Origin of the sequence: Halomonas sp. A29, from assembly GCF_046723295.1 — a bacterium.
GTDB lineage: Bacteria > Pseudomonadota > Gammaproteobacteria > Pseudomonadales > Halomonadaceae > Halomonas.
Map to the genome: position 1 here is coordinate 98310 of NZ_JAXQPR010000002.1, position 15221 is coordinate 113530.

A 15221-nucleotide genomic window follows, 5' to 3' on the forward strand; every position below is an offset into this window, starting at 1 on the left:
AGATAAGCCCTCACGCGGGGTAGCCTACAAGGCTTCCCGGTGGGAGAGCACGAACTCGACAAAGGCGCTCTCCGCCCGCGACAGGTAGGCGTCGTGAGCCCAGGCCAGCGACAGATCCAGCCAGGTGGGGTTGTCGAAGGAGACCGCCGCCAGCCCCGGCTCGTCCACCACTCGGCGCAGGAAAGTGGTAATGCCGAAGCCTTGGCGCACGATGGCCTTGGTCAGAGGTATCAGGTTCGACTGGAACGCAATATTGGCGGCAAGCCCGGTCTGCCGTGATAGGGCGTCGACGAACTCGCGGTGGAAGTAGCCATCCTGGAACAGTACCAGCGGCTCCTGGAAGAACTCCGCGGGGCTCACGCAGCTACGCTGTGCAAAGGGGTGCGAGCGCGGCACGCATACCACCATCTCTTCCCTGGTCAAGTGGCGCCGTTCCATGTCACGACTCTGCTCGTCGTCGATCACCACGCCCAGATCCAGTTCGCCAGCGGCGATCATGTTCTGCAACCTGCGTGCCCCGGCCTCCACCACGGTGAGTCTGATGCCGGGGTGGCGAGCCTTGAAGCCCATCAACAGCGGCGGAAAGTAGTACGATCCGAGCATCGAGGGGATGCCGATGCGCACCTCTCCCTTGACCAATCCGTGAAGCTCTTGCATGGCCAGGTGGGCTATCTCGGCTCGCTCCAGCAGCTCCTTGGCGTGAACGTAGAGGGCTTCGCCCTCTGGTGTCAGGGCAATGCGTCGCTCGTGGCGGTGGATAAGGGTCAATTCCAGCTGTCGCTCGAGGTTGGCGATGGTCTGGCTGACGGCGGATTGAGCAACATGAAGCTCGCGGGCCGCGGCGCTGAAGCCGGCCCGGTCAGCCACCATGACGAAAACCCGCAGGGCGCGGAGGTCGAAAGGAAGGGCCATAGCGGCTCCATGATAAGTTAAACAGATAGTGATGATCATTTTATTCTGTTTGTCTTATCATTCTGCAAGCTCGATCATGCAAGGCAAGTCTTGATAGCAGGTACCTTGCATGATTACTGCACGTTCCGGCGCGTGGTGGCGTGCCACCCTGGCGCTCTGCCTCGGTTCCATCCTGGTTTTCGTCAATCTCTATGCACCGCAGCCGCTGCTGCCGGAGTTGCGTCAGATCCATGGTGTATCGACCCTGGCCGTCAGCCTGGTCATGTCGGTGGCGACGCTTGCCCTGGCGGGGGCCCTGCTGGTGTTCGGCCCGCTGTCCGATGCCATCGGGCGCGGTGGCATCATGCGCGTGACGCTGCTGCTGGCCGGGCTGTGCTCGCTTGGACTGGCCTTTGCACCCAACTTCGAAACCTTGCTGGCGCTGCGCCTGGTACAGGGCTTCGTACTGGGTGGGCTGCCGGCAGTGGCCATCGCCTGGATGGGCGACGAGTTCGAGCGACCGGCGCTGATGGCGGCAGTAGGGCTCTATATTGGCGCCAATACCCTGGGCGGCATCGGCGGGCGGCTGATAGGTGGAGGTGTTGGTGAGGTCGGCGGTGCCAACGCCGGTTTCCTGACGGTGGGCTTGATCACCCTGGTCGGCGTGGCGCTGTTCTGGAAGCTGCTGCCGGCACCCCGTCAGTTCAAACCGAGGCGTTTCGAGCTGCGTGGAGCCTTGGCTGACCTCGGTAGCCACCTGCGCCATCCACTGCTGCTGGCTGCCTACCTGCTGGGCGGCATCAACTTCCTCATCTTCATCAACCAGTACAGTTACATCACCTTCCGTCTGGCCGAGGAGCCATTCGGCTTGAGCGCCCGCTGGTTGGGAATGATCTTTCTCACCTACCTGGGCGGCACCCTGAGCTCAACACTCTCCGGTCGACTGACGGGACACTTGAGTCAGCCAGCCTGCATGACGCTGGGCGTGCTCATCTTGATGACAGGTACCTTGATTACCCTGTCCAATTCCCTGGCCTGGATCATTGCCGGGCTGGCCGTCAATTCGGTGGGATTCTTTCTGGCCCACTCCATGGCCTCGAGCTGGGTCAGCCGCCAGGCGCAGCGGGCGAGGGGCAGCGCCTCGGCGCTCTATCTAGTCTTCTACTACCTGGGGGCGAGCCTCGGCAGCCTGTGGCTGGAGCCGTTCTGGCAGCGGGGTGGCTGGTTCGGCATCGCCATCGGCTCCTGGCTGTTGCTCGGCGTGACTCTCGGCATTGCATTGTGGCTATGGCATGGAGAGCGAAGCCACGAGCGGATGTCCTTAGCCTCCTAGACCGCCCGCTTCGTCGCCCCATACCGCTTCGAGACGCCGCTCGCGGCCGCAGGCCGACTTGTAGTAGTTGTAGCGCACCGGATTCTTGCGATAGTAATCCTGGTGATACTCCTCGGCGGGATAGAAGGCCTCGAAAGGGCTGATCTCGGTGGCGATTTCACGGTCGAAGCGCTCGACGAGTTCGTCGCGGGTCGCCTCGGCCAGCGCCTGCTCTTCGTCATTTCCGTAGTAGATCACGCTGCGGTAGGCCTCACCGGCATCGCAGAACTGCCGGTCGATGGCGAAGGGGTCGATGTTGCGCCAGAAGACATGCAATAGCGTGGCGTAGTCGACCGTATCGGGGTCGTACTCCACCTTGACCACTTCGGCGTGGCCAGTATTGCCATCTACCACTTGTTGGTAGCTGGGGTTTTCGACGTGACCGCCGCTGAAGCCGGAGGTGGTCGAGACGACACCTTCCACCTTGTCGAAGGCTTCCTCCACGCACCAGAAACAGCCGCCGCCGAAGATGGCACTGGCGGTTTCCTCGCTCGCCATGGTCGTGCCGAAGGGCAGTACGAGCAGTACCGGGCCGCACAACAAGACGCCTCGTAACTTGAGCATGACGAGTTACCTCGTTTCATTGAGTTGCAGACTGTAAGGTTGGAAGCTGTCAGGCGACACAGGTTCCGTATAGCCTCTATTAAGTATGTGTCTTCAACTTGGGAGTCGCCCTTGTCCCGTCGCCGCTTGATCCTGCTTCTAGTGCTTGCCGTCATCGTTGCGGCGTATTTCCTCAGCGGTGCCGGTGAGGTGCTGACGCTGACCAACCTCCAGGCAGAGCAGGCACGCTTCCAGTCCTGGCTGGCCGACGATCCGGTTACGGTCGTGGGTGGCTTCTTCGCCATCTACGTACTCATGGCGGCCATGTCGCTGCCTGGAGCGACCTTGCTTACGGTGCTCGGCGGCGCCCTGTTCGGGCTTGGTTGGGGACTCTTGATCATCTCCTTTGCCAGCAGCCTGGGGGCAACCCTGGCCGCGCTGATCGCTCGGACCCTGGCGCGGGCACCGCTGGAGAAGCGCTTTGCCGTACAGCTCGAGCGTATCAATGCTGGAATCCGCCGCGAAGGCGCCTTCTATCTCTTCACCCTGCGCTTGATCCCACTGTTTCCGTTCTTCGTCATCAACCTGGTGATGGGACTGACCCGCATGCGTCTTTGGACCTTCTACTGGGTCAGCCAGTTGGGCATGCTGCCGGGCACGGCGGTGTTCGTGAATGCCGGACGCGAGCTGGGTAACCTGCAGTCGCTGTCCGGTATTCTCTCGCCGGGGCTGATCGGTTCGTTCGTGCTGATCGGCTTGTTTCCCTGGCTGGCACGTGGCCTGGTGGCCATCGCCAAGCGTCGGCGCCTAGCGCGGCGTTTCCACCGCCCGATTCGCTTCGACTACGACATCGTGGTGATCGGCGGTGGTTCTGCGGGCCTGGTGGCAAGTTATATCGCCGCAGCGGTAAAGGCGAAAGTGGCGCTTGTCGAGCGTGATAAGCTGGGTGGCGACTGCCTCAATACCGGCTGCGTGCCGTCAAAGGCATTGATTCGCGCCGCACGGGTGGCGGAGGAGGTTCGTGGCGCCGGCCGCTACGGCATTCATGCCGGCGAGCCGCATGTCGATTTCGGCGAGGTCATGGCCCACGTGCAGCGCGCCGTTAGCGAAGTGGAGCCCCACGACAGCCGAGAGCGCTACGAGGGCCTGGGTGTCGAGGTGCTTGCCGGCGAGGCTTGCCTCCAGGATCCGTGGCGGGTTCGCGTGACGGGTGGCTCAGGCGAGCGCGAACTCACCACGCGGCATGTGATCATCGCCAGCGGAGCGAGGCCGAAGGTGCCGCCGCTGCCTGGATTGGAGGCCATAGAGCCGCTGACCTCGGATGACCTGTGGCAGCTCACGACCCTTCCCAAGCGGCTGGTGGTGCTTGGCGGCGGTCCCATCGGCTGCGAGCTGGGTCAAAGCTTCGCTCGCCTGGGCAGCCGCGTTTGCCTGGTCGAGATGGGCCCGCAGCTATTGCCGCGGGAGGATGTCGACGCTGCCGACGTGCTGCGCCAGCGCCTCGAGAGGGAGGGCGTGGCGCTGTGGCTCGATACCCGTGCCGTGCGCATCGTGCCGGGAGAGGCGTCCGACCCAGGCCATGCGCTGGAAGTCGAGCGCCGCCTGATATCGGGCGAGGTCGAGACGCACCGGCTGCCCTTCGACCGCCTGCTGGTGGCGGTGGGACGCCAGGCCAACGTGTCCGGCATGGGGCTCGAGGCGCTGGGTGTGGAGACGCGCCCGGACGGTACCCTGTCGGTGGATGAGAGCCTGCAGAGCGTATTGCCCAATGTGTGGGCTTGCGGCGACGTGACCGGCCCCTTCCAACTGACTCATGCCAGTGCCCACCAGGCCTGGCATGCCACGGTCAACGCACTGTTCGGTGAGTTCAAGCGCTTCCGGGTCAGCTACCGGGCACTGCCTGCCGTGACCTACACCGAGCCGGAGGTGGCAAGGGTAGGGCTTAGCGAGCGGGAGGCACGCCAGCGTGGCATCGACTTCGAGGTGACGCGCTATGAGCTTGCCGAACTGGACCGGGCCATTGCCGAGGGGCAGACGGAAGGCTTCGTCAAGGTGCTGACGGTGCCGGGGAAGGATCGGATCCTCGGAGCGAGTGTAGTGGGGCAGGGCGCCGGTGAGCTGCTGGCTGAGTTTACCCTGGCGATGACCCACGGCATCGGCCTGAACAAACTGCTGGGTACGGTGCACCCCTATCCCACCTGGTCGGAGGCGGCAAAGGCCACCGCTGGGGTGTGGAAGAATGCGCACAAGCCCGAACGCCTGCTGGGCTGGTTGGCGCGCTATTTTGCCTGGCGCCGAGGAGCGTCAGGGACAGCGACGAGCGAGACGCAGTGTAAGATGGGGCGAGGGACGAGGAGGAAGGATGCTTGATCGCTGGACCATGCCACTGACGCAGGCGCCACTGGCGTTCATCGCAAGACGGTTCATGGCCTGGAAGGTCCGGCCCGACCAGGTCACCCTGATGGCCTTTCTGATCGGCATGCTCAGCCTGCCGCTGTTGGCCATGGAGTGGTACGTCGCAGCCCTGGTAGTGATCCTGCTCAATCGACTGGGCGATGGCGTGGATGGCGCCCTGGCCCGGCTGTCGGGCAGAGCGAGCGATGCAGGCGGCTTTCTCGACATCGGCCTCGACTTCGTCTTCTACGCCGCCGTGGTGCTGGGCTTTGCCCTGGCCGACCCGGCTGCTAACGCGCTGGCGGCGGCTCTTCTACTATTCGCCTTCATCGGCACCGGCACCTCGTTCCTGGCCTTCGCCATCATGGCGGCCCGACACGGGCTCGAACGGCCGAGGTTCCAGCAGAAGGCCTTCTACTACCTGCATGGCTTGACCGAGGGTACGGAGACCATCCTGGCCTTCGTACTCTTCTGCCTGCTGCCGAAACACTTCGCCCTGCTGGCCACGCTCTTTGCCGTGGCATGCCTGATCACCACCGTGACACGGATATGGGGAGGCTATCGAACGCTTCGAGGTCTGCAAGATACGCGGGGCGGGCGACGTACTGAATCGCGTTGAAGAGAGGATCAGAAAAGGGGCAGCCATACGGCTGCCCCTTCGTGTTAGCGGATGTCATCGCGTTCAGTGCTGATGGCCGCCTTCGCCATGCACATGGCCGTGCTCGATCTCTTCCTGGCTGGCTTCGCGAACGTTGGAGATCTCGACATCGAAGTTGAGCTTCTGGCCGGCCAGCGGGTGGTTGCCGTCGACCGTCACTGTATCGCCTTCTACCTTGGTCACGGTGACCATCAGCGGGCCGCCCTGGGTCTGGGCCTGGAACTGCATGCCCGGCTCGACGGCCTCGACGCCCTGGAAGGCATCGCGCGGCACTTCCTGGACGAGTTGAGGCTGCACCTCGCCGTAGCCCTCTTCCGGGGAAACGGTCACGTTGAGCTTTTCGCCGGCTTCGCGGCCTTCAAGCTGTTTCTCCAGCCCGGGAATGATGTTGCCGGCGCCGTGAAGATAGGTCAGCGGCTGGCGACCTTCCGAGCTGTCCAGCACTTCACCTGCATCGTTGGTCAGGGTGTAGTGGAACGCGACAACGGAGTTTTGCGCAATCTGCATTGATGATGAACCTTTCGGTGAGTGCATGTACAAACCATGGTAACTCGCGAGGCTGGAGCTGTCAGGGGGGATGCGCTTTTTTCAGCTTATCGAGGCGCGTCCTGAGTTCCGTTCACGCCTATTGGGGTGGTTGCGCCCCCGATGCCTCGCGGCTACCCTAGCGTGACCCTTTTCTTGTCCAATCTGAGCCAACCTTTTGCCTGGAGCGAATCCATGACCGAAATCGTGATCTGGCTGATCGCCTTTGCCCTCATTCTTTTTTTCAGCCTCAAGATGTGGGAAAGCACCGTGAGTGCCGGTTTGAACAAGGTGGTACCCCGGGTCATCAAGAGCGATGACGACAACCGCTGGGTCTGGAGCATCGCACTCGCCGTGCTGGGTGCCACGACGCTGGTGCGCCCCATCGACATGCTGCTGACCGCGATCGTCATCGCCATTCTGGCCCTGTTCGTCAAGAAGGTGGCCGGCTGGGCCATGGACAAGGCCAACTTCCATTGATGTGGTATGCATCGATGTGATGCGTGCCGCCTGATATCTGGCGGTACTCAATAAAAACGGCTAGAGAAACACCCAGTGGAACCAAAGGCCCGTGGCATGTGCCACGGGCCTTTGTCTGTTTCAGGGCATTGCGATTCGATAGTCAACGGTCATCGAGACAGGCTGGCTCAGTACGGCGCCACGCTGACGTTGGCACCGCTGCCGATCATGCGCACGCGCTGACCAACCTGATAGGGGCGATCGGCCTTCTGGACGATGACGACGTTCTGGCCGTCGTCGCGGCGAATCTCCATTTCCCAGGCACGCACGCGGTTGGCTGAGTCTTCGACGGCGCTACCAGCCACGGCACCACCGATGACGCCTGCGGCCGTTGCCAGCTGCCGGCCGGAGCCGCCGCCCACCTGACGGCCGAGCAGGCCACCGACCACGGCGCCACCACCGGTACCGATGATACCGCCCATGCGGCTGTCGGCCTGGATCTGCACCTGGCGCAGCGCGGTAATGGTGCCGAAGGTGACGGTCTGAGCGGTTCCTGCCTGGCTACCGCGGTAGACATCGCCGCCCATGGTCGAGGTATTGGCGCAACCGGCCAGTGTCAGCATGCCAATGGCCAGTGCGGGAAGAAGACGCTTCATGTATACCTCCTGGAGGCAAAGCCGACCGGGGTGTGGATCGCCGTTGCCATGTTTAGGGAAACACTGTTTGCTAATCAGCTTAACCACTCATGGCTCATTTGACCAGTGGAATGGTTCTGTAGTGCCCTTCCGAATGGGGGAAAAGCCGGTAAAAAATGTGGAAATGGCTGAGCAAGCTGATACTTGCCATTATCGAGACCCTGCGCCGGCTGAGAACAAACGAAAAAAGGGAGGCGCAAGGCCTCCCAAGGGTTCCAGTCGTTCTACCGCTACGCCATGCTCAGCCGAACTGGTTCATGGTGTTGTCCTTGCCGCCGGCCTTGAGTGCCGCTTCGCCGTGGAAGAACTCCTTGTGGTCGTCGCCGATGTTGGAGCCGGCCATGTCCTGGTGCTTGACGGTGGCGATGCCTTCACGGATCTCGCGGCGCTGCACGCCCGCCACGTAGGCCAGCATGCCTTCGTCACCGAAGTAGCCCTTGGCCAGGTTGTCGGTGGACAGGGCGGCGGTATGGTAGGTCGGCAGCGTGATCAGATGGTGGAAGATACCCGCTTCACGCGCGGCGTCGCGCTGGAAGTTGCGGGTCCACTCGTCGGCCAGCTTGCCAAGCTCGGTGTTGTCGTACTCGGCGCTCATCAGGCTGGCGCGGTCGTAGGCGGAAACGTCCTTGCCTTCCTTCTCCCAGGCGTCGAACACCTGCTGGCGGAAATTCAGGGTCCAGTTGAAGGAGGGCGAGTTGTTGTAGACCAGCTTGGCGTCCGGCACCACTTCACGGATACGGTTGACCATGCTGGCGATCTGGCCGACATGGGGCTTCTCGGTCTCGATCCACAGCAGGTCGGCACCGTTCTGCAGGCTGGTGATGCAGTCCAGCACCACACGGTCCTCGCCGGTGCCCGGCTTGAATTGATAGAGGCCGGAGGCCAGGCGCTTGACCTTGACCAGCTTGCCGTTCTGCTTGATGACCACGTCGCCGTTGTCGATATCGGAAGCGGAGCTGATCTCCTCGCCGTCGAGGAAGCTGTTGTACTGGTCGCCCAGGTCTCCCGGCTCCTTGGTTACGGCGATCTTCTGGGTCAGGCCGGCGCCGAGAGAGTCGGTGCGAGCGACGATCACGCCGTCATCCACGCCAAGCTCCAGGAAGGCATAGCGCACGGCATTGATCTTGGCGAGGAAGTCCTCATGGGGCACGGTGACCTTGCCATCCTGATGGCCGCACTGCTTCTCGTCGGAAACCTGGTTCTCGAGCTGGATGCAGCAGGCGCCTGCCTCGATCATTTTCTTGGCCAGCAGGTAGGTGGCCTCGGCGTTGCCGAAACCGGCGTCGATGTCGGCGATGATCGGCACCACATGGGTTTCGTGGTTGTCGATCTTGGCGATCAGTTCATCGGCCTTGGCCTTGTCGCCGGCTTTCTGGGCTGCTTCCAGATCGCGGAACAGGTGGTTCAGTTCCCAGGCGTCGGCTTGGCGCAGGAAGGTGTAGAGCTCTTCGATCAGGCCCGCCACGGTGGTCTTCTCGTGCATGGACTGGTCGGGCAGGGGGCCGAACTCGGAGCGCAGGGCGGCGACCATCCAGCCGGAGAGGTAGAGGTAGCGACGCTTGGTGCTACCGAAGTGCTTCTTGATGGAAATCAGCTTCTGCTGGCCGATGAAACCGTGCCAGCAACCCAGGGACTGCGTGTACTGAGCAGTGTCGGCATCGTAGGCGGCCATGTCTTCGCGCATGATCTTGGCGGTGTAGCGAGCGATGTCCAGACCGGTCTTGAAACGGTTCTGGGCGCGCATGCGGGCGGCATTCTCGGGGCTGATGCTCGCCCACTTGCCCTGTTGGGCCTCGCGCAGTTGAGCCAGTGCCTTGATGTCGTCTTTGTATGACATGGTGCCATCCTTCCGATCTGAGGTGATGTCGTCGGCCTCGATTGCCATGCGGCGGCGCTCGTTGCCTCGTCGGTCGCTTGCTTGCTGCACTCTTCCGCGCACTTCCGGATGTATGCTGCAACTGCGAAGTAATATCAGGTTCAACCACAAGGGGGAATATGTCTCTACTGCCTTGGTCGAACCTGAGCGGACGCTAAAGCATTTTTGATCGAATGGTTTTCAGGCCGTTATCGAACAAATGTTTTAACGTTGCCATGACATCACTATGCCCCATGTTTTCTGGCCTGGACAATCATCACTTGGGGGCAGGGAGGGTTGTAGCTCGACTACAAGAGCGGCAAGAGGAGGCCATTCCTGTAGTCGTATTTCGATAGGGTCAGCCGACCCTGGCGGTGTCAGCCATGCAACGAAAGCCGCATGTTGCGATGCGGAATGCCGGCATCCATGAAAACCTCGCCGAACGCCGTGAAGCCAAGATTTTCATAAAAAGCGAGGGCATGCGTCTGGGCGGCCAGCTCGACCTGGGCATGACCCAGGCGTCGCGCCGATGCTATGGCAGCTTGCATCAGCGCCACGCCAATGCCCAGGCCACGCGCTTCGCGCAGCACGGCAACGCGGCCGATATGGCCATCGGGGAGTAGCCGGGCGGTGCCGAGCGCCATTTCACCACGCACGGCGAGAAAATGGCGACATTCACTGTCGCGCCCATCCCACTCCTCCTCCAGCGGTACCTGCTGCTCCTCGATGAACACCACACGGCGAATCTCGCTGGCGGTTTCGCCGAGTTCGGCCCAGCTTCCTTCACGGATCACGATGTTCTCCTCCATGGCGTCACTCCTCTTCTTCGTACCAGATGAGGCTGCCGGCATCGAGCAGAGTGGCGAGCAGTTCGGCGGCACCGTCGAACTCCAGTAGTTCGGCGTCGAGCGGCGTATTGGAGGCCATGGCGCGGGCCAGGAGTCGAGAACACTCTATGCCATCGCCGTCGGCGAACAGGGTGGCACGACTCTCGCTCAGGGCGCGCCAAGCGAAGCGCGATCCCGGGCTGCGCGTCAGCTCCTCGCCCTCCTGTAGTAGGGTGACAAGCTCATCGACATCGGTAGGGGCCTCACTGGGCACCAACTGGTCGACGTACTTGGGCTGAGTCATCACGCGGCCGAACCACTGGGCGAGCTGGGCCGGGTCGTCGAGGGTGGCGAGAATGATCCGACGCATACGTTCGAGCGCGGCATCGTCGAGCTCCGCCGGGTCGGCGGGTGGTGCCATACCGGCATCGCCATAGCGCAGCGAGGAGGGGAGTTGCTCGCCGAGGTAGTCGGCATAGGAGGTGATCGCCTCGTCGGCTGAAGGGGCGCGGAATCCCACCGAATAGGTCATGCAGTCATCAGTCTGGCTGACGCCGTGGTGTGCCCAGCCCGGCGGCAGGTAGAGCATGTCGCCGGGCTCCAGTACCCAGTCGTCACCCGGCTCGACTTCGAAGCGCTCGAGGATGCGCAGATCGATCCCGGACAGAATGGGCGCGTCGTCGGCCACCTTCCCGCCGAGCTGCCAATGACGTCGGCCGCTGCCCTGGAGCAGGAAAACGTCATACTGGTCGACATGCGGCCCGACGCTGCCACCCGGTGGGGCATAGCTGATCATGATGTCGTCGAGTCGCCAGCGCGGCAGGAAATCGAAATGGTCGAGTAGCGCGGCCACTTCGGGTACGTAGTGGTCGACGGCCTGCACCAGCAGGGTCCAGTTTCGCTCGGGAAGCTCGCCGAACACGGCTTCGTCGAAGGGGCCGTGGCTCACCTGCCACGGGCCATCGGGGCCATCCTCTTCCACCAGTCGTGCCTCGACGCCTTCTTCACAGGCGAGCCCGGCCAGCTCGTCGGGGTCGAGCGGGTTCTCGAAATCGGGAAAGGCGCCACGGATCAACAAGGGCTGGCGTTGCCAGTAGTCGCGCAAGAACTCGGCAGGCGTGAGCCCGCCAAGCAGGGTCAGGGGCGTATCGCTTGCCATGGTGCTCTCCTGATGGAAGCTTATCGATTGGCGCCGGGTATCCACAGTACGTCATTCTCGCCGTTGCCATTGGCGTGGCGTGCGAGGACGAACAGCAGATCCGAGAGGCGGTTGAGGTAGCGCAGCACCTCGGGATTGATCGGCTGATCGGCCATCAGCGCCGTGACCAGGCGCTCGGCGCGCCGGGCCACGGTGCGTGCAAGGTGCAAGTGCGCAGCCAGCGGCGTGCCCCCCGGCAGAATGAAGGAACGCAGCGTAGCGAGCTCGGCGTTGTACGCATCGATCCGCTGCTCCAGATACTCGACCTGGGCCGCCGTGACCCGCAGTGGTGGGTACTCGGGTGATTCCTGTTCCGGCGTACACAGGTCGGCGCCCACGTCGAACAGGTCGTTCTGCATCCTGGCCAGGAGCTCATGCAGTTCATCCTCGGCGTGCAACTGGGCGAGGCCGAGGGTGGCATTGGCCTCGTCCACCGTACCGAAGGCTTCCACACGCAGGTCGTGCTTGGCCACCCGACTGCCGTCTCCCAGGCCGGTATCGCCTTTATCGCCGGTGCGGGTGTAGATCTTGGTGAGCTTGACCATGGGTTTCTCCTGCGACGGTTGGCGCCGGCTGCACTCAGAGCCGGCGGGCCTGGGCCTCGGCATTGCCGATATAGGTGGCCGGCGTCAGCGCCTTGAGCTCGCCCTTCACTTCGGCCGGCAGCTCCAGCGAATCGATGAAGGCGGCAAAACCGGCCTGATCGATGCGCTTGCCGCGGGTCAGCTCCTTGAGCTTCTCGTAGGGCTTCTCGATGCCGTAGCGGCGCATGACCGTCTGGATCGGCTCGGCGAGCACTTCCCAACTGGCGTCGAGGTCCTCGGCCAGGCGTGCCGGGTTGGCCTCGAGCTTGGAGATGCCCTTGAGTGCCGCCTGGTAGGCGATCAGGCCGTAGGCCAGGCCGACGCCGAGGTTGCGCAGCACCGTGGAGTCGGTGAGGTCGCGCTGCCAGCGCGAGATCGGCAGCTTCTGTGCCAGGTGGCCGAGTACGGCATTGGCCAGGCCCAGGTTGCCTTCGGAGTTCTCGAAGTCGATGGGGTTGACCTTGTGCGGCATGGTCGAGGAGCCGATCTCGCCGGCTACGGTACGCTGCTTGAAGTAGCCCAGCGAGATGTAGCCCCAGACGTCGCGGTCGAAGTCGATCAGGACGGTGTTGAAGCGGCACACGGCGTCGAACAGCTCGGCGATGTAATCGTGGGGTTCGATCTGGGTGGTGTAGGGGTTGAAGGTCAGTCCCAGGCCCTCGACGAAGGTGCGGGCGTTGGCCTCCCAGTCGACTTCCGGGTAGGTGGCGAGGTGGGCGTTGTAGTTGCCCACCGCTCCGTTGATCTTGCCGAGGATCTCGACACCTTCGATCTGCGCCAACTGGCGGCGCAGGCGATAGGCGACGTTGGCCATCTCCTTGCCCAGCGTCGTCGGGGTTGCGGTCTGCCCGTGGGTGCGCGAGAGCATCGGCAGGGCAGCATGCTCATGGGCCAGCTTGGCGATTTCATCGGCCACCTGGTGCATCACCGGCAGCAGGGCCTTGAGACCGTCGGTCAACATGACGCCGTAGGAGAGGTTGTTGATGTCCTCGCTGGTGCAGGCAAAGTGCACGAATTCGGTGATCGCATGCAGCTCCGGCTGGCCTGCGATCTTCTCCTTGATGAAGTATTCCACCGCCTTGACGTCGTGGTTGGTGGTGCGCTCGATCTCCTTGATGCGCTCGGCATCGGTCAGCGAGAAATCACGCAGCATGGCCTCAAGGAAGGCGGTAGCTTCGGCGGAGAGCGGCGGTACTTCGACGATACCGGCCTGCTCGGCGAGGCGCTGCAGCCAGCGAATCTCTACGATCACCCTGGCGCGGATCAGGCCGAACTCGCTGAAATGCTCGCGCAGGGCCTCTGCCTTGTTGCCGTAGCGGCCGTCGACAGGAGAAAGGGCGGTGAGAGCGGAGAGGGGCAGGGAAGCGGCTTGCATGGTCGTTTATCCAATACGTGTAGGAGAAAGGCGTGAAGGAATCGGCGTGTAGGGCAACAGGACTCAGCCCAACTGGTCCAGGGCGTTCTTCAGGGCGCCGCGCTGGAAGACCAGCTTCCAGCGTCGGCCTCCCTGCTGGTGCCAGAGCAGGGCGAAGCGAATGCCACCGAGCAGGATGGCGCGCACCCGCTCAGGCATCATGCGGCTCTGCAGCATGGAAGGGTCGCCCTGCACCACGATGCGTGTCTTCAGGGTCGAGAGCGTCTGCTGGTACGCCTCGCCGAGGCTCGCAATGACGTTCTCGTGGGTAGCGCCGAAGTGTTCGGCCTGGCCCTGGATGCGGTTCAGGTGTTGGCCGAGGGAGGCCATCATGTCGTTGTCGGTGCGCAGCTTATTCATCAGTAGCAGCAGCGAGAAGCCATAGCGCAGCACCACCGGGTTGGCCTGTTTGCGCCCCACCACTGCCTCGAGCACCTCGAGGCCGCGACGCAAGTTGTTGGGGTGACCGCCGTAGATCGCCTCGAAGCTCTCCGGGTCGGTGTCCAGAGTGGCGCGTATCAGCGTTTCCCAAGGGCGGCTATCGACCTGGCCGGTGCGGGCCAGCTCGTCGACCAGGCTGGCAGCCTGGAAGACACCGGCCAACGCCAGGGCCTGGCGCGCCGTGGAGGAGTCGGGGACGCGATGGATGGGGGTAGTGTTCATGCGCCGGTCTCCTCGGCATTCCAGATGTCGCGGATGACCCCGCCGCCCAGGCAGATATCGCCGTCGTAGAGTACCAGCGACTGGCCCGGGGTGACGGCGCGCTGCGGGTCGTCGAAGTGCACTTCCACGCCGCCGTCGGCGAGGATCTGCATCCGGCAGGGCACATCGGCCTGCCGATAGCGGGTCTTGGCGGTATAGCGCCCCTCGACTGCGGGTGGCTCGCCGGCCACCCAATCCATCGCCTCGGTGGCCAGCGAATCGGTGTAGAGCAGCGGGTGGTGCTTGCCCTGCACGGCGACCAGCACGTTGCGTTCGAGATCCTTGTCCGCCACGTACCACGGCTCCTCGGGATGGTTGGCCAGCCCGCCGATACCGAGCCCCTGGCGCTGACCCAGGGTGTAGTACATCAGCCCCATGTGTTCGCCGATGACTTCGCCCTCCGGCGTCTCTATCACGCCCGGCTGGGCCGGCAGGTACTGCTGCAGGAAATCGCGGAAGCGGCGCTCGCCGATGAAGCAGATCCCGGTGGAGTCCTTCTTCCTGGCCGTGGCAAGGCCGTGGCGCTCGGCAACGGCACGTACCTCAGGCTTCTCCAGTTCGCCGACCGGAAACAGCGTGCGAGCGATGGCGGCTTCCGGTACGGCGTGCAGGAAGTAGCTCTGGTCCTTGTTGACGTCAATGCCCTTGAGCAGGCGCGGGCGGCCTGTCCGGACCCCCTGGCGAACATAGTGGCCAGTGGCGATCTTCTCGGCGCCGAGCATCTCGGCGTACTCGAGGAACACCTTGAACTTGATCTCGCGGTTGCACAGGATGTCGGGATTCGGCGTACGTCCGGCCTTGTACTCGGCCAGGAAGTGCTCGAACACGTTATCCCAGTATTCGGCGGCAAAATTGGCACTGTGCAGCTTGATGCCGAGCTTCTCGCACACGGCCTGGGCATCCGCCAGATCGGCCTTGGCGGTGCAGTACTCGGTGCCGTCGTCCTCGTCCCAGTTCTTCATGAACAGGCCTTCGACCTGATAACCCTGCTCCAGCAGCAGCAGGGCGGAAACGGAGGAGTCGACGCCGCCGGACATGCCGACGATCACCTTGCCTGAGGTGGCGGTCATGGGCGCTCTCGGGTTGAGTGGGTCGCAAATGGGC

The 15221-nt window shown here is 63.2% G+C and carries 15 protein-coding genes; 4 read left to right on the top strand and 11 right to left on the bottom strand.

Annotated elements, in window-relative coordinates; genetic code table 11:
- Window positions 1–24: 24 nt before the first annotated feature.
- On the bottom strand, window positions 25–912 hold the full coding sequence (locus SPH52_RS03900) for a LysR family transcriptional regulator (RefSeq protein WP_411793692.1): 888 nt from the start codon (window positions 910–912) through the stop codon (window positions 25–27).
- Between the two features lie 109 nt (window positions 913–1021).
- On the opposite strand from SPH52_RS03900, the gene SPH52_RS03905 reads away from it, so the two are divergent.
- The gene (locus tag SPH52_RS03905) at window positions 1022–2224 is read left to right on the top strand and encodes an MFS transporter (protein ID WP_411793693.1); all 1203 of its coding nucleotides are present in this window, start codon (window positions 1022–1024) and stop codon (window positions 2222–2224) included.
- Here the strand turns inward: SPH52_RS03905 and msrA are convergent.
- On the bottom strand, window positions 2213–2827 hold the full coding sequence (msrA, locus tag SPH52_RS03910) for a peptide-methionine (S)-S-oxide reductase MsrA (protein WP_411793694.1): 615 nt from the start codon (window positions 2825–2827) through the stop codon (window positions 2213–2215). The two genes, SPH52_RS03905 and msrA, sit on opposite strands and share 12 nt — an antisense overlap.
- A 111-nt stretch (window positions 2828–2938) precedes the next feature.
- On the opposite strand from msrA, the gene SPH52_RS03915 reads away from it, so the two are divergent.
- Together SPH52_RS03915 and SPH52_RS03920 are read left to right on the top strand one after the other, a co-directional pair.
- Window positions 2939–5176 carry an FAD-dependent oxidoreductase gene (locus SPH52_RS03915; RefSeq protein WP_411793695.1) on the top strand — a complete coding sequence of 746 codons (2238 nt, stop codon included), beginning with the start codon at window positions 2939–2941 and terminating at the stop codon, window positions 5174–5176.
- Entirely contained in the window at window positions 5169–5819 is a 651-nt protein-coding gene (locus SPH52_RS03920) for a CDP-alcohol phosphatidyltransferase family protein (RefSeq protein WP_411793696.1), read from the top strand. Before SPH52_RS03915 ends, SPH52_RS03920 begins: the two co-directional genes overlap by 8 nt.
- Before the next feature lie 63 nt (window positions 5820–5882).
- Here the strand turns inward: SPH52_RS03920 and SPH52_RS03925 are convergent, their stop codons facing one another.
- Window positions 5883–6365, bottom strand: coding sequence for an FKBP-type peptidyl-prolyl cis-trans isomerase (locus SPH52_RS03925; protein WP_411793697.1), 483 nt, complete (start codon window positions 6363–6365; stop codon window positions 5883–5885).
- A gap of 213 nt (window positions 6366–6578) precedes the next feature.
- Between SPH52_RS03925 and SPH52_RS03930 the strand changes: the two genes are divergently transcribed.
- Window positions 6579–6863 (top strand): hypothetical protein, encoded by a 285-nt coding sequence (locus SPH52_RS03930; RefSeq protein ID WP_411793698.1) that lies wholly within the window; start codon window positions 6579–6581, stop codon window positions 6861–6863.
- A gap of 167 nt (window positions 6864–7030) precedes the next feature.
- Here the strand turns inward: SPH52_RS03930 and SPH52_RS03935 are convergent, their stop codons facing one another.
- The 8 genes from SPH52_RS03935 to mnmA form a co-directional block, all read right to left on the bottom strand.
- A complete protein-coding gene (locus tag SPH52_RS03935) occupies window positions 7031–7498 on the bottom strand; it encodes a glycine zipper 2TM domain-containing protein (RefSeq protein ID WP_411793699.1) in 468 nt (155 codons plus the stop codon).
- 280 nt (window positions 7499–7778) lie between these two features.
- Complete coding sequence (locus tag SPH52_RS03940; protein WP_411793700.1) at window positions 7779–9374, bottom strand: isocitrate lyase; 1596 nt, start codon at window positions 9372–9374, stop codon at window positions 7779–7781.
- Between the two features lie 395 nt (window positions 9375–9769).
- Window positions 9770–10201, bottom strand: a complete 432-nt coding sequence (locus SPH52_RS03945; RefSeq protein WP_411793701.1) for a GNAT family N-acetyltransferase — start codon at window positions 10199–10201, stop codon at window positions 9770–9772.
- A gap of 4 nt (window positions 10202–10205) precedes the next feature.
- Entirely contained in the window at window positions 10206–11378 is a 1173-nt protein-coding gene (locus SPH52_RS03950; protein WP_411793702.1) for a JmjC domain-containing protein, read from the bottom strand.
- A gap of 20 nt (window positions 11379–11398) precedes the next feature.
- Window positions 11399–11962 carry a cob(I)yrinic acid a,c-diamide adenosyltransferase gene (locus SPH52_RS03955; protein ID WP_411793703.1) on the bottom strand — a complete coding sequence of 188 codons (564 nt, stop codon included), beginning with the start codon at window positions 11960–11962 and terminating at the stop codon, window positions 11399–11401.
- Between the two features lie 34 nt (window positions 11963–11996).
- Window positions 11997–13361 carry an adenylosuccinate lyase gene (gene purB, locus SPH52_RS03960; protein WP_411794097.1) on the bottom strand — a complete coding sequence of 455 codons (1365 nt, stop codon included), beginning with the start codon at window positions 13359–13361 and terminating at the stop codon, window positions 11997–11999.
- 78 nt (window positions 13362–13439) lie between these two features.
- On the bottom strand, window positions 13440–14078 hold the full coding sequence (gene hflD, locus SPH52_RS03965; protein WP_411793704.1) for a high frequency lysogenization protein HflD: 639 nt from the start codon (window positions 14076–14078) through the stop codon (window positions 13440–13442).
- Window positions 14075–15187: a tRNA 2-thiouridine(34) synthase MnmA gene (mnmA, locus tag SPH52_RS03970; RefSeq protein ID WP_411793705.1), complete on the bottom strand. Its 1113-nt coding sequence runs from the start codon at window positions 15185–15187 to the stop codon at window positions 14075–14077. The genes hflD and mnmA overlap by 4 nt, the downstream gene beginning before the upstream one ends.
- Window positions 15188–15221: the final 34 nt, after the last annotated feature.